We start from the raw sequence: 13,370 nt of genomic DNA on the forward strand, positions 1-13,370 counted from the left end.
GTGATAAAAATGTCTAAAATATTAGTATGTGATGATGATAAAGCAATCGTAGATGCGATTGAGATATATCTGTCCCAGGAGGGATATGAGATCAAAAAGGCTTATGATGGAGCGGAGGCAATCCAGATGCTGGAAAAGGAACAGTTTGATCTGCTTATTATGGATGTGATGATGCCGAAACTTGATGGAATCCGGGCAACATTGAAGATCCGCGAGAAGAATAATATGCCGATTATTATCCTTTCCGCAAAATCAGAGGATGCAGATAAGATTCTGGGACTGAATATCGGGGCTGATGATTATGTGACGAAACCATTTAACCCACTGGAACTGGTTGCGAGAGTGAAGTCACAGATTCGCAGATTCACGAAACTTGGCAGTACAGCCGGAGTCAAAGAGAACGAAGCGGTATACAGCACCGGTGGGCTAGTGATCAATGATGATCAGAAAATGGTCACAGTAGACGGCGAACCGATAAAACTAACGCCGATAGAATATAACATATTATTACTATTAGTGAAGAATCAGGGACGAGTTTTTTCAATCGAACAGATATATGAAAGTATCTGGAATGAGGAGGCTTTGGGTGCGGATAATACGGTCGCGGTACATATCCGTCATATCCGTGAAAAGATTGAGATTAATCCAAAGGATCCAAGATATCTGAAAGTAGTCTGGGGAGTAGGCTATAAGGTGGAAAAGCTCTGATTATAAGCTGACGTTTGTCAGCAGAACGGAGTCAATATGAAGAAAGAATGGTATAAGAGCAGCTGGATAAAAGGGATCCTTATAGGCTTTACACAGGTGATAGCAGTTATTCTGATCATCAGCATGGTTTGGATTATTTCATGTCCCAGGGCTGCGGCAAATGTATTAAAAGGGGACAATGTACAATACGAAGATACACAGGGGTTTGCAGAGACATTTATGAATCAGTATGCAGACATCCTCGCAGGATTGGAGGCAAAAGAACAGTTCGAGACGGATGGTGAATTTGATGGTGATAAAATCGTAGATATCCAGAATGTCAGTAACAGCCAACCGATTGATGGTAAAAATGAACATGGTCTTGCATATAGATTATCCGATCTGATTGATTGGGAAGAAAAAATATATGATGGAGATATCAATTCGGATCAATATGGAAGTTCGGGAGAGAATGAGATTTTAGTATGTAAGAAGCCGGATTCTACGTATGAGTATTATTATTTTAGTGATTTTAAGTCTAAGATCGACAGCGGCGAATTGAAATTTATTAACGAAACGGAAGACAATAGTTCCTCCAGTATTCTGCAGGAACTGCAGGACGGAGAATACTATGAAGAAAATAGAGATTCTAAGCTGACGGTAGTAGATCAGGACAATGCAGTACGATATGTGGATTGCTGGGATTATGATGGTACATGGGTAGAAGAGACCTGTTCGCCAATCGATGCAGAGAATGTACTGGACATTGTGAATCATAATCCGGAGTGGAATGGTAATCTTGATCAGGCATTTACCCAGATCTGGAATGTACTTAGTATTATTAATGTGGAAAAACAGGCATATGACAGTATGCTTTCCGGATATGAAGAGAATAGCAGTAATGTAACGTATTTGTATGCGGATCGGGATAAAAAGACGATTTATACAAACCGGAAAGAGTATGCGGATTTTGATAATCTGGATGACAGTGTGAAGAAAATCGAAATGCTGGATAAATATGTGCTGGTTGGCGCGAGGGCGTCGCAGTTTAAAGGTAACGTGACGGGTCTACTATACAGCGATTGCAATTATCATAATCGTCTGGTGACAGATCCTCAGGATTTTGTATTTGTGATGGGTGTGGATACGAAGTATCCGGTACAGGATGCATTCTATTATGAAAGCCACAGCTACAGTTATTATCAGGCCGGTATCGGAGTTGCATTAGCAGGAGCAATATTATCAGGTTTATTGTTGATGGTATGTATAATCTGGCTGACGATCGTGGTGGGAAGAAAGCCGGAAGATACGGAATTATATTTGATAGGCTTTGATAAGTTGCCGACTGAGGTTGGAGCAATCATTGTAGTGGGACTGTGGGGGATCTTCGCAGCAATCATGCTGAATGTGGCGGACTATCTGAGCAATATTGTATGGTCAGACGAGATCACTTATCTGGGATGGTCGCCGGGGGCAAGTGTGCCGATGCTGATTGGAATAGGAATCCTTGGATTTGGAACCTGTGCGTTTTTCATGTTAGGATATCTGAGCCTGATCCGCAGGATCAAAGCCAGAAGCCTATGGAAGAGGAGTGTTCTCCGGTGGCTGGGTATTCATGCATATGCATTCTTTCGCATGATACCTGCGGTAGGACGACAGTGTCTCATCATGATCGCATTTATCATAACGCAGTTTTTTTGGGCGAGCGGATATGGAATTTTTTTGCTGATCGCTATTGCAGCAGACGTGGCGGCATTTATCTATGTGGTGTTGCAGGCGGCAGGAAGGAAACAGATCGTTAAAGGCATTCATAGGATTGCAGAAGGTCAGGTGGATTACAAGATTCCGCTGAAAGGGCTGAAAGGTGAGCAGAAGGATATAGCAGAGAGTATTAACCGTATCGGTGATGGTCTGGATGCTGCGGTAGAGGCGGGCATGAAGAATGAACGATTGAAGACGGATCTGATCACGAATGTGTCTCATGATATCAAGACGCCGCTCACGTCAATCATCAATTACATTGATCTGATGAAGCGGGAAAATATTCAGGATCCGAAGATCCAGAGTTATCTCGAAGTGCTGGAGGCAAAAGCACAGCGACTTAAGACGCTGACAGAAGACGTGGTGGAGGCATCCAAGGTCAGCAGCGGCAATGTAGTGCTGAACTGTATGAAGCTGAACCTGACGGAAATGATCCAGCAGACCAGCGGCGAATTTGCAGAGAAATTTGAGAAGCGTGATCTGAAAGAAATTTTGAATCTGCCGGAAGAGCCGGCATATGTCTGGGCAGATGGAAGAAGGACCTGGCGTATTCTGGAAAATATCTATAATAATGCGGCCAAATATGCGCTGGAGGGAAGTCGGATCTATGCAGATCTGAAACTGACCGGGACTGAAGTAGTATTCTCACTGAAAAATGTATCCGAGCAGCCGTTAAATATCAGCGCGGATGAGCTGACGGAGCGTTTTATCCGGGGCGATGTATCCAGAAGCACCGAAGGAAGCGGACTGGGACTTTCCATTGCAAGAGATCTTGCGAAACTCATGAACGCCAAATTTGAACTGTATCTGGACGGAGATCTGTTCCGTGTAACCATTACATTTGCAAGGATAAATGATTAGAATGATTGTGGGTGTCTGCAGGAGCAGATGCCCGCAATCTTTTGTGTTTACGGAAAGGTGAAAATCAGATATAATGTCAGCATGGAGAATTTAAGAACATTATTAAAAGAACAGATGAATATAGATTTTATGTCTGCAGTATTGAGCGGACCCCGTACCAAAGACGGAACAGCAAAAGTGAAAGTGCGTCCACTTATGAAGAAGGACACACTTTTCTTTCAGTTAGAGATTTTCCGTGGTAATCAGGCATTTCACAAGAATCTGGAACCGGAGGCGGCAGCAGAAGAAGTGCTTCGGTTCATGCAGGAGATGCGTCAGATGCAGATGGACACCAGAGCAGCGTCTTACACCGTACTTGTCAGCAAGAAAGGAAAAGTAACAATTAAGAAGAAAATGCGCAAGGAACCGGTGAAGATGGTGAGCATGTCCCATAACCGCAAGAAGCAGTATGTGCTGGAAGAGGGAACTGCAGTGCCATTTCTCACAGATCTTGGCGTGATGACGCAGGAAGGAAAAGTGGTGCATGCCAGATTCGACAAGTTCCGCCAGATCAACCGATTTCTGGAATTTGTTGAGGACATTCTTCCGGAACTTCCAAAGGATCGGGAGGTTACGATCCTTGACTTTGGATGTGGCAAGTCGTATCTTACATTTGCCATGTATTACTATCTGCATGAATTAAAAGGATATGATATCCGCATTATCGGTCTGGATCTGAAGAAGGATGTGATCCGTCACTGTAATGAATTAAGTGAAAAATATGGTTATAAAAAATTGCATTTTCTGGAAGGAAATATCGCAGACTATACAGGAGTAGATGCGGTAGATATGGTAGTGACACTGCATGCGTGTGATACGGCGACAGACTTTGCGCTGGCGAAAGCAGTAGGATGGAATGCAAAAGTGATCCTGTCTGTGCCATGCTGTCAGCATGAGTTGAACCGCCAGATAAAGAATGATGTGCTGGCACCGGTTTTTGAATATGGACTGATCAAAGAGCGTATGGCAGCGTTGATCACGGATGCCATACGGGCGCAGTATCTGGAGCGGGAAGGATACCGCACCCAGATTCTGGAATTTATTGATATGGAACATACTCCGAAGAATATCCTGATCCGGGCGGTCAAGACCGGCAAGAGAAAGGATAACCAGGAAGCAATCGAATCCTGTGAGAATGCGCTTCACATTACACCGACACTGGGGCAGTTGCTGGATGAACTTAGAGGAGCTGAATAGATAAATGAAGAAAAAAGCGATACACGTCGGCGTACTGGCGGCGATATTTATCATCGCAGTCGTCGTATTTGAATATATGACCACTCGTGGTAACGATGATATGATGGAAGATCTCGCAATGCCGTACTACCTCGGGTGTATTTTACCGTAGATGGATATGGAGTCAATGCGTTAAATGCTTATTCGGAAGAGATGGATATTACCACAATGCGGGATTCTGTCACGCCGATCAGTGGTAAGAAGCTGACGATGAATCTGGAAGCGGACGAGACAAAAGTAACCGCTGTTAATTATGCGGTTTATACATTAGACGGTAAAAAGAAGCTGAGCGAGGATAAGATCAGTAAGGTAAAAGATCAGATGGATCTGAGCTTTGATCAGAATCTGCTGTCAGAAGAGCGGATGCTGGTGCTTACCCTGCATGCAGACGGCAAGTCTGTTTATTACTATACAAGAATTGTGAATCCGACGGACTTTAATCTGACGGATTGCCTGGATTACGTATATAATTTTCATGAGAATGCCTTGAAAAAGGTGGAGAATGCAGGCGTAGGAGCAGCACTGGAGCAGGATGATGAGGATGCCAATTCTACATTTTCCCATGTGACCATTCATTCATCATACGATCAGGTGACCTGGGGGAATCTTGCACCACAGGTGACAGGCGGTGAACGCTGGAAGATTACAGAGACCAACAGTTCTTATACATCCGTGCTTCTGGAATACGATGTAAGCTGTACCGGAGAAGAGAATGAGACGGATATGTATACGGTCAGAGAATTTTTCCGCGTGCGCAAGAATAACGGACAGATGTATCTGTTGAATTATGACCGTACAATGGAACAGATCTTTGACGGAAGTAAGAATGTATTGAGTGAAAAAGGAATCCTGCTTGGAATTACTGATCCGGATGTTCCGTATGTGGTTAGTTCTGACGGCAAGATTGTAGCATTTGTGCAGGCGGATGAGCTGTGGAATTATGACAAAGAGCAGGATCAGCTGTCGCTGTTGTTCAGTTTTCGTGATGCGGAAAATGCGGATGTCCGTAATAAGGTATCGGATCATAAGATCCAGATTCTGAATATGGACAAAAAAGGCAATACAACATTTTCGGTATCCGGATATATGAACCGCGGCGAACACGAAGGATATGTGGGAGTTGTCGTTTATTACTATAATATCGAGACCAACAGTATTGAAGAAAAGGCATTCGTATCCAGCAACAAGTCAGCTGCAATCGCGGGAAGTGAACTGGATACGTTGAAATATTACAATACCAAGACGAATAAGCTATACATGCTGGCAGACGGGGCACTTCATGAGATCAGTATTAAGAAGGATTATGATGAAGTGCTGCTTGATGGATTGAAAGATGGTCAGTATGTGGTGTCAGATAATGGTAAATGGCTGGCATATCAGACAGGTGATGATGTGACATCTTCGACAGAAGTGACGGTCATGAATCTGTCGGATGGCAGTGAATATCAGGTAAAGAGTGCAGACGATGAGTGTATGATCCCACTTGGATTTGTGGGCAATGATTTCGTGTCAGGTCTGGCGAAACTTGATGATATCGGTAAGACCATCAGCGGTGAACAGGCTGTTGCAATGTATCAGATTGAGATCCGCAGTGATGCAGACAAAGTTATTAAGACTTACAGCAGTGATGGTTATTACATTTTAAGCACGGAGATTGATGACGGAATGATCACGCTGAACCGTGTCCAGAAGAATGGCGATACCTATACATCGGCGGCAGCAGATTATATTTCCAGCAATCAGGAAAAGAAAGAAAGCAATATCATGCTGGAATCTTATGTGACAGATCTGAAGGAGACACAGATGCGTCTGACTTATGCGGATGGCATCAAGGACAAATCTGCGAAAGTATTGAAGCCGAAACAGGTTGTACAGGACGAACCAGCATTACCGTCTTTTGGTAAAGAAGTAAAAGAAAACGGTTATTATGTATATGGAACCGGACAGCTCCAGGGTATCTACAAAACAGCTGGAGAAGCCATCCGCAAAGCGGACAGTGTCAGCGGAGTTGTCATTGACGCAAAAGGACAGTACGTATGGGAGCGTGGCAACCGTTATCTGGTCTATGATCTGTCCACCAGTCAGGCGTCAGCGGTCAGTGAACTGCAGAATGCACTTGCATCCGGTACATCGGCGCTGGAGGCAGCTGGTAATATGTCAGATCAGAAAGTGCTGGAACTCACAGGATGCACAGTTGAAGAAATGTTGTATCTGATCAACAAGGATACACCGGTCATCGGTGTGCGTAACGGAGCTTCTGCAATCATTCTGACAGGATACGATGAAAGTCATGTGACTTATGTGGATTCGGAGAACGGCGAGAGCAAGACCGTGACGCAGGAAGAGATGGATCAGATCATGCAGAGCAGCGGCAATGCATATGTAGGATATCTGAAGAAGGCAGAAGAGTAAAATAAAAACCTCCTCAGCGATAAAGTGTTCGCTGGGGAGATTTTTTGTTCCGAGTTAAACTGCCGGATGGAATAATGTATTCCGATAACGACTTAAAGCAGTGTATAATACCAGACCCAGTACAAGGCAGGAAGCTACTTCACCAATGCCGACGGTCAGCATCATAAATGGAATCGGAAGAGCCACGCCATATCCGTAACGCAGTACAAATGGCACGATCACGATATTAGCGATGATCGGCGGTAATGTACCGAATACCGGTCTCTGCTGTCTCAGCATATAAGTGCCGATCGCACCAATCAGAGTCGCAATACTTCCAAAGATAATATCAGGAAGGATTGCTCCGCCAAGGATATTACCAACCAGACATCCTACAAATAATCCCGGAATTGCAGCCGGTGTAAATAATGGCAGGATAGTCAGTGCCTCAGAAATACGGATCTGTACTTCTCCAAATGAAAATGGTGCAAATACATAAGTGAGCACCACGTAGATTGCAGCGATCATCGCTGCCTGGGTCAGAAATGTTACATTCTTGTTCTTCATATTCAGTTCTCCTTTAGTTTTGTTTTACGTGTGGAAGGTCACGAACACACGATTCATTTTACGCCGGGAATCGGCGAAACCCTTATTAGACCTTGTTTTTTAGGGCTTTGTAACGGGTGATAGTATAACATGGGTGATAGAGAAATTCAAGGGTTGTTCAAATTTTGGTATGTTTATTCTTGCATTACTGACATTCATATTTACGTTTATCAGATAATGTATTAAGGCATAGAAAACCACCCCGGAACTTTGGCGAGCGAAAGGGTGGAGTTCCTATATTCCATATACTTCGAGGTCAACCCACCTTGTGGGCGGTTGCTCTTTTTGTATCTCAAATATAGCATATCCGGTAGCGGGATGCAATAGGGATATGTATTGGATAGTATCGAATTAATATCGAAGTGGTGGTTGCTGTTTCAGTGCGGAAATAAATAGAAAGAAAGACATACGCTGAGAAAGGAGCTGCAACGGGACACGAGTAAGATATAAAATATAACAAGAAATAAAAAAATACAATTGGATTACAAAATTTTGAACGCGGATTAGAAGTGTGATAGAATATCTGCAGGGAAATCAAAGTCAGGCGGCTACCCTTCTTCACAGAGGGATAAGACACCCTCCAGACGAAAGAAAGGAGGGCAATACGATGATTGCATATTCTGACTTAATTCAGTTTTGTATATTCATTGTTGCCTTTGTAGGTCTCTGCTATGAGAGGTTTAAAAGCTAAACGTAAAAGGTCGCCATTACTGTGAATAATGACGGCTGCTGTAATAAATAGCTTTAACTTATAATCGGGTAGCCGCTTGCAAATTCCCTCTTTACAGCTATGATATATCATATTTGATAACAAAACGCAAGGAGAAAAATAATGTTAGAAATTGGAATGAAAGGGAAACAGGAAGTAATAGCAGATGAAACAAATTCTGCCAAGACAATGGGAAGTGGTACGCTGGATGTATTTGCGACTCCGGCAATGATCGCATTGATGGAAAAGACTGCATGGACGAGCGTTTCTGACGAACTGGATGAAGGCTGCGGTACAGTAGGAATCAGCTTGAATGTAGCACATAGCGCACCGACTCCGCTTGGGATGAAAGTAACATGTGAGAGTGAACTTACAGAAATAGATGGAAGAAAGCTTACTTTTCATGTAAAAGCGTATGATGAAAAGGGAGTTATCGGAGAGGGCACTCATGAGCGTTTTATTATCCAGAATGAGAAGTTCCAGAAAAAAGCGAATATGAAAAAAGATTCATAGATATTGCATATTGTATTATGAAAATGCATATGCTATAATGCCAATAGGCAAAGAGAAGTGAAGTAGTTCATGTGATTTGACTACAAACATCAAAAACCCCAGTGTTGCAGCACTGGGGTTTTCTGTTCCCATTTGAGAAACGGAAGGGTTTAACTCCGTAGGCTCATTACCGACTAGTTGTCATTGCTCAGCCATTTGATGATGTAATGGCAAATTACACCACCCATAACAGTGACAATAAGAGAAGCGAATAAATCCATGTGATTCACCTCCTTACTGCTACCAGTATAGAGACGGCAACATAATGAGTATATCATATGTTTGGTTAGACGTCTATTTGTTTCTAGTAAATTGCAAAAGTTTTACGAATATCACAAGAAAAACATAAAAAAGAGAATTAAATGAAAAAGTGTTGACAAATCAAAACACCAGAGCGTATACTCTAGTCGTCAACGATAACAATACAGATTCGAAAGGAGGAGAATCACATGAGACAGAATAATACATTTAATACGACAGTAACTTTGATAATGAGAGAACAGATTTTCCTTACCGAGGGTCTGAATATATAATCATATTTTAATTCATTATATATCTATATCCGGTTAGGATTTTATGTCTGTATCTCTGTGTTTCAGAGGTGCTTTTTTTGTATTACGACGAGTCAAAGTCCGAGCTTGCTCGAGACCTTGACGACCGCATACAATCTCAAAATGTGCCTTATGGCACATCTGATGATTTGTATATTAAGCACCTCAGAGGAAGAGGACATATGGGAATAATAAACGGAGTCTATGCATCAGCAGAAATATTTTCAGAACAGGTAGAAGAATACGCGGTGGCGCAGATCCAGATGATCTGTGATAACAAAGTTTCCGCAGGGAGCACAATTCGGGTGATGCCAGATGTGCACCCGGGTAAAGTTGGAACTATCGGACTTACGATGACGGTGGGAGAACGCGTATTACCAAACCTTGTGGGAATTGATATTGGATGCGGAATCACATTAACGAAATTAAAACAGAAGAAAGCAGAGTTCCAGAAATTGGATACAGTAATCCGGGAAAATGTACCGTCAGGCGGTAATATTCGCGGAAAAGCACACCGCCGGAGTGCAGAATTTGACTATGAAAGTCTGCGGTGCTTTCACAATATCCATGCGGATCGGGCAGGAAGAAGTCTCGGCACACTGGGCGGCGGCAATCATTTCATTGAGTTAGATCGGGATGACGATGGATCGATGTATGTCGCGGTTCACAGTGGGAGCAGACATCTTGGAAAAGAAGTGACGGAATATTATCTGAAATGCGGTCAAAGAGAACTGAAAGAGCAGGGCATAGAGGTTCCTTATGAACTTACATGGCTTACGGGCAGGTTGAAGGAAGATTATCTGCATGATCTTCAGGTTGTGCAGGAATATGCGGAACTCAACCGCCAGGTGATCATGGAAGAGCTGGCAAAAGGCATGAAGTGGAAAATGCAGGAGAGCATATCCGTGTGTCATAACTATATCGATAAAGATGGTATCTTGAGAAAAGGTGCAATTTCAGCCAGAGAAGGTGAAAAAGTGGTAATCCCGATCAATATGAGGGATGGCATTTTGATGGGAATCGGAAAGGGAAATCCAGACTGGAATTATTCTGCACCGCACGGATCAGGGCGAATTTTCAAGCGAAGCGAGGTAAAGAATCAGTATACGGTGTCCGGTTTTAAGAAAGAAATGAAGGGTATTTACTGTTCCTGCATTGGAAAAGAGACACTGGATGAGGCACCATTTGCATATCGAAATATGGAAATGATTAAAGAAGCAGTGGAGGATACGGTGGATATTACGCAGGTACTTCATCCAGTTTATAACTTTAAGGCTGGTAACGATAATTAAAAAATATTTTGGCATGACAAAATGTGTCATCCCACATCCATATACTGGAATTAACCGATGGGAACAAAACGGAGGAACAGTATAAGACATGGATGATGAAAAATGGAAAAAAGCAGTAGACAAAACAGAAGAAGTTGTGTTCGGATATTGCGCATTGCGTGAGAATCGGAAGGCAAGAAAAGCATCGCGGAAAGCCAGATATCGTAGTCTGAAGCAACAAAAAGGTCGAGTGAGAGCACTGTTATATATGGTTGGAGAGGGCGTTATATTTGGAATAGTATACGGCATCTTCTGGTTGATAGCAGGTGTGATGGCACTCAGACTCAAATGGCTGGGGGAACGGAGAGAAAAACGATATGATTCCTGGCAGGATAACTGACGATGCACACAGAAAAATAGGAGATAGCAATGATTGTACAGTTGAGTTCAGGACAGGGACCGTCAGAGTGTGAACTGGCGGTGTTGAAATTATATGAAGCATTAAAAAAGGAATACCCGGATATAGAATTTTTATCCGCACATGAAGCAAGAGAAAAAGGGTGTTACACGTCTATTATATTTACCACAGAACGGGATTTGTCAGACTTGGAAGGAAGCATTCAATGGATATGCAGAAGTCCATTTCGACCGAATCATAAGCGGAAAAACTGGTTTGTAGATGTGAGTATTATCCCGGAAATGAAAAACATTTGTAAGGATCAGGATATCCGGTTTGAGAGATTTCATTCCGGCGGAAAAGGCGGGCAGAATGTGAATAAAGTGGAAACGGGTGTGCGCCTGATACATATTCCGACGGGTATCACGGTAACATCCACGTCCGAGAGAAGTCAGTATGCAAATAAAAAAGATGCATTGGAAAAATTGAATGTAATCTTGAGCCAGAGAGAACTGGCAGAAAAACAGAAACAGGTTAATTCTGCATGGAGAGAGCATACGAAGATTGTGAGAGGTAATCCGGTCAGAGTATATGAAGGAGAGGGATTTAAGCGAAAGAGATAAAGAACGTAAATTGGATAAAGTGGAATCCGTATGTAGGATGGGAAAAACCTTGAAAAATCCTTCTTAACCACGTATTATGTAATTATAGAATAATACATGCAATATCATTTGAACAAATGGTATTCATGACAGGATGAGAGTTGAAGTACGTGAGAAGAGGAGGACGAGAGAGTGTTTTGTAGAAAGTGTGGTACGAAAAATCCAGATGATGCGAGATTCTGTCGTAACTGCGGCACACCGATGAGCAGTGGACCATCTGTGAACGGTGGTGGTTCCGTGAATGGTGGACAGAATGGGAATCCGACACCGCCGCCGATGGGACAGCCGGGAGCGATGCCGCGTAAGCCTAAGGGCAAACGCAACGGTGCGATGATTGCGATTGTAGCAGTGGTTGTGGTAGCATTGATTGCTTCAGCAGTATTCTTTACCCGGGTAATTGGAATTGGTGGCAGAAGTTACGAAGACACGATCGAAGATATGGTGGATGCAATGAATGATGCTGATATCGAAGAATTCTTTGATCTGATTCCAAAGGAAGTAATCGTATATGCATTGGAGCAGGAAGGATATACCGGATCTAAGAAGGAACTTCTGGAGCAGGCACATGAATTGTTGCAGAATGAATGGAACGATTCATTGGGAAGTAATCTGATCAGTACGGCAGTAGATGTAGACTATGAGATTCAGGATGCACAAGATGTCAAAGGTGATGAGTTAAAGAGTCTGAAAGAAGAGTACAAGGAGGCTGGTGTCAGAGTATCGGCTGCCAAGAACGTTAGTGTTAAATTTACCATCACTGCACTTGGATTCAGCCAGGATACGGTAGAGAACATACCGCTGATTAAGATAAGAGGCTCCTGGTATCTGGATGTAGAATCGCTGGGAATGTTATAGAAAATAATAATGTTATGAAAATGACTTCTTTACCTGAGAGAGAACAGGAAAGAAGTCATTTTTAATGTTATATATTATTTGCCGGTTGGAATGTATGGACGGATTGCTCCGGCTACATTGCTGATCGGCATGGTCTGGAGCCATATGCGTCCCGGTCCGGTTATGACAGTGTTAAAGATGCCTTCACCGCCGAAAAGCATATTTTTCATGCCAGGCACAGCCTGTACGTCCATATTACAGGTGGCATCCATGGCTGCAAGGTGTCCGGTGTCGACGATGATCTGCTGACCAGGCTGAAGATTGTATTCCACTACGTGTCCGTCGAATTCGGCAAATACAATGCCCTGACCGCTGACCTTCTGCATGATGAAGCCTTCACCGCCGAAGAGACCGGATCCGATCTTCTTACGGAAATGCATGGAGAGTGTAACGCCTGCTTCGCTGGCGAGGAATGATTTCTTCTGGAAGATCATCTCATTACCTGGTGTAATCTGGAATGCGCGGATAGATCCCGGGAAGCAGGATGCAAATGCGATCATGCCGTTACCGTTCGTTGCAGTGTAGACATTCTGGAACAGCTTCTCACCGCTGACTGCGCGCCCGAATGCTTTGCCGATGCCGCCGTTGCTGGTTGTTTCCATTTTCATATTCGGAGACATCCATGACATGGCACCGCCCTCTGTAATCATGCGTTCTCCATCAGCCAGCTGACAGATAACAACCGGTAATGTTTCACCTTGGATTTCATATTTCATAGTAGCCACCTCTTTCGCTTTTTCTTTTATTATAGTA

The 13,370-nt window shown here is 43.3% G+C and carries 12 protein-coding genes; 10 read left to right on the forward strand and 2 right to left on the reverse strand.

Annotated features, from left to right (window positions below; translation table 11 throughout):
- Positions 1–9: 9 nt before the first annotated feature.
- The 5 genes from DXA18_RS04455 to DXA18_RS04470 all read left to right on the forward strand — a co-directional run bounded on the left by DXA18_RS04455 (position 10) and on the right by DXA18_RS04470 (position 6,996).
- The gene (locus DXA18_RS04455; RefSeq protein ID WP_118382861.1) at positions 10–708 is read left to right on the forward strand and encodes a response regulator transcription factor; all 699 of its coding nucleotides are present in this window, start codon (positions 10–12) and stop codon (positions 706–708) included.
- Positions 709–744: 36 nt separating this feature from the next.
- The gene (locus DXA18_RS04460) at positions 745–3,309 is read left to right on the forward strand and encodes a sensor histidine kinase (RefSeq protein WP_118382862.1); all 2,565 of its coding nucleotides are present in this window, start codon (positions 745–747) and stop codon (positions 3,307–3,309) included.
- A gap of 81 nt (positions 3,310–3,390) precedes the next feature.
- Positions 3,391–4,545 (forward strand): class I SAM-dependent methyltransferase, encoded by a 1,155-nt coding sequence (locus tag DXA18_RS04465; RefSeq protein ID WP_118383020.1) that lies wholly within the window; start codon positions 3,391–3,393, stop codon positions 4,543–4,545.
- Positions 4,546–4,549: 4 nt separating this feature from the next.
- Positions 4,550–4,696 (forward strand): hypothetical protein, encoded by a 147-nt coding sequence (locus tag DXA18_RS16045; RefSeq protein WP_243007031.1) that lies wholly within the window; start codon positions 4,550–4,552, stop codon positions 4,694–4,696.
- Positions 4,681–6,996 carry a hypothetical protein gene (locus tag DXA18_RS04470; protein ID WP_243007032.1) on the forward strand — a complete coding sequence of 772 codons (2,316 nt, stop codon included), beginning with the start codon at positions 4,681–4,683 and terminating at the stop codon, positions 6,994–6,996. The genes DXA18_RS16045 and DXA18_RS04470 overlap by 16 nt, the downstream gene beginning before the upstream one ends.
- A 54-nt stretch (positions 6,997–7,050) precedes the next feature.
- On the opposite strand, the gene DXA18_RS04475 is transcribed toward DXA18_RS04470, so the two are convergent.
- On the reverse strand, positions 7,051–7,542 hold the full coding sequence (locus DXA18_RS04475) for a QueT transporter family protein (protein ID WP_118382863.1): 492 nt from the start codon (positions 7,540–7,542) through the stop codon (positions 7,051–7,053).
- Positions 7,543–8,413: 871 nt separating this feature from the next.
- Between DXA18_RS04475 and DXA18_RS04480 the strand changes: the two genes are divergently transcribed.
- From DXA18_RS04480 to DXA18_RS04500, 5 genes are all read left to right on the forward strand, one after another.
- Positions 8,414–8,803: a thioesterase family protein gene (locus tag DXA18_RS04480; protein WP_118382864.1), complete on the forward strand. Its 390-nt coding sequence runs from the start codon at positions 8,414–8,416 to the stop codon at positions 8,801–8,803.
- A gap of 772 nt (positions 8,804–9,575) precedes the next feature.
- A complete protein-coding gene (locus DXA18_RS04485; protein ID WP_118382865.1) occupies positions 9,576–10,685 on the forward strand; it encodes an RtcB family protein in 1,110 nt (369 codons plus the stop codon).
- Between the two features lie 88 nt (positions 10,686–10,773).
- Complete coding sequence (locus DXA18_RS04490) at positions 10,774–11,064, forward strand: hypothetical protein (protein ID WP_118382866.1); 291 nt, start codon at positions 10,774–10,776, stop codon at positions 11,062–11,064.
- Positions 11,065–11,093: 29 nt separating this feature from the next.
- Entirely contained in the window at positions 11,094–11,684 is a 591-nt protein-coding gene (prfH, locus tag DXA18_RS04495) for a peptide chain release factor H (protein ID WP_118382867.1), read from the forward strand.
- Between the two features lie 171 nt (positions 11,685–11,855).
- Complete coding sequence (locus tag DXA18_RS04500; RefSeq protein WP_118382868.1) at positions 11,856–12,578, forward strand: zinc ribbon domain-containing protein; 723 nt, start codon at positions 11,856–11,858, stop codon at positions 12,576–12,578.
- Between the two features lie 74 nt (positions 12,579–12,652).
- On the opposite strand, the gene DXA18_RS04505 is transcribed toward DXA18_RS04500, so the two are convergent.
- Positions 12,653–13,333, reverse strand: a complete 681-nt coding sequence (locus DXA18_RS04505; protein WP_118382869.1) for a TIGR00266 family protein — start codon at positions 13,331–13,333, stop codon at positions 12,653–12,655.
- Between the last annotated feature and the right edge of the window lie 37 nt (positions 13,334–13,370).

It is taken from the genome of Dorea sp. AM58-8 (assembly GCF_003464045.1).
Lineage (GTDB): Bacteria > Bacillota > Clostridia > Lachnospirales > Lachnospiraceae > Claveliimonas > Claveliimonas ammoniilytica.

What these genes read in the sequence shown, in the direction of transcription:
- DXA18_RS04455 (WP_118382861.1), top strand. Translation starts at nt 10, where the DNA reads ATGTCTAAAATATTAGTATGTGATGATGATAAAGCAATCGTAGATGCG.
- DXA18_RS04460 (WP_118382862.1), top strand. Translation starts at nt 745, where the DNA reads ATGAAGAAAGAATGGTATAAGAGCAGCTGGATAAAAGGGATCCTTATA.
- DXA18_RS04465 (WP_118383020.1), top strand. Translation starts at nt 3,391, where the DNA reads ATGGAGAATTTAAGAACATTATTAAAAGAACAGATGAATATAGATTTT.
- DXA18_RS16045 (WP_243007031.1), top strand. Translation starts at nt 4,550, where the DNA reads ATGAAGAAAAAAGCGATACACGTCGGCGTACTGGCGGCGATATTTATC.
- DXA18_RS04475 (WP_118382863.1), bottom strand. Translation starts at nt 7,542, where the DNA reads ATGAAGAACAAGAATGTAACATTTCTGACCCAGGCAGCGATGATCGCT.
- DXA18_RS04480 (WP_118382864.1), top strand. Translation starts at nt 8,414, where the DNA reads ATGTTAGAAATTGGAATGAAAGGGAAACAGGAAGTAATAGCAGATGAA.
- DXA18_RS04485 (WP_118382865.1), top strand. Translation starts at nt 9,576, where the DNA reads ATGGGAATAATAAACGGAGTCTATGCATCAGCAGAAATATTTTCAGAA.
- DXA18_RS04490 (WP_118382866.1), top strand. Translation starts at nt 10,774, where the DNA reads ATGGATGATGAAAAATGGAAAAAAGCAGTAGACAAAACAGAAGAAGTT.
- prfH (WP_118382867.1), top strand. Translation starts at nt 11,094, where the DNA reads ATGATTGTACAGTTGAGTTCAGGACAGGGACCGTCAGAGTGTGAACTG.
- DXA18_RS04505 (WP_118382869.1), bottom strand. Translation starts at nt 13,333, where the DNA reads ATGAAATATGAAATCCAAGGTGAAACATTACCGGTTGTTATCTGTCAG.